Here is a 733-nt window from a genome sequence, read left to right as displayed (position 1 = left end):
ATTCGGAAATCTGCGGATCAAAGCTTGTTTGCTAGCTCCCCGCAGCTTATCGCAAGCTACTACGTCCTTCATCGCCTGTAATCGCCAAGGCATCCGCCATGTGCACTTATTCACTTGTCCCTATAACCTTGACGGCTATAGCTCTAAGCATTTACTACTTGTGATGATGAGTTTTACTACCCTAAGTGTGTGATTTCTCACACGCTTAAATAAAACTTTACTTCTTCCAGATTGTTAAAGAACGGTACTGCTTTTACCTAAACATCTTAGTGCTTACGTAAAAACAGGTAAGTGGTGGAGGATGACGGGATCGAACCGACGACCCCCTGCTTGCAAAGCAGGTGCTCTCCCAGCTGAGCTAATCCCCCAATATGTCTTGGTGGGTCTGGTTGGGCTCGAACCAACGACCCCCGCGTTATCAACACGGTGCTCTAACCAGCTGAGCTACAGACCCTATGCTGTTCTCTATCTCGTTACAGTCGATAAGTGTGAGCGCTTGATGAGCAAACTCTAGAAAGGAGGTGATCCAGCCGCACCTTCCGATACGGCTACCTTGTTACGACTTCACCCCAGTCACGAATCCTACCGTGGTAAGCGCCCTCCTTGCGGTTAAGCTACCTACTTCTGGTAAAACCCGCTCCCATGGTGTGACGGGCGGTGTGTACAAGACCCGGGAACGTATTCACCGCGACATGCTGATCCGCGATTACTAGCGATTCCAACTTCACGTAGT

2 tRNA genes and 2 rRNA genes are annotated in these 733 nt (G+C 49.5%); all 4 read right to left on the bottom strand.

Going from position 1 to position 733, the window contains the following annotated elements:
- Positions 1–120, bottom strand: a 23S ribosomal RNA gene (locus tag GTP45_RS27770); the annotation flags it as partial.
- A 172-nt stretch (positions 121–292) separates the two neighbouring features.
- Positions 293–368 (bottom strand) — tRNA-Ala (locus GTP45_RS27765).
- 9 nt (positions 369–377) lie between these two features.
- A tRNA-Ile gene (locus GTP45_RS27760) sits at positions 378–454 on the bottom strand.
- Positions 455–514: 60 nt separating this feature from the next.
- A 16S ribosomal RNA gene (locus GTP45_RS27755) occupies positions 515–733 on the bottom strand; the annotation flags it as partial.

This window comes from Duganella rivi, assembly GCF_009857435.1.
GTDB lineage: Bacteria > Pseudomonadota > Gammaproteobacteria > Burkholderiales > Burkholderiaceae_D > Rugamonas > Rugamonas rivi.
The sequence above is the reverse complement of the archived record's forward strand: the minus strand, read 5'-3'. Positions and strand labels throughout refer to the sequence as shown.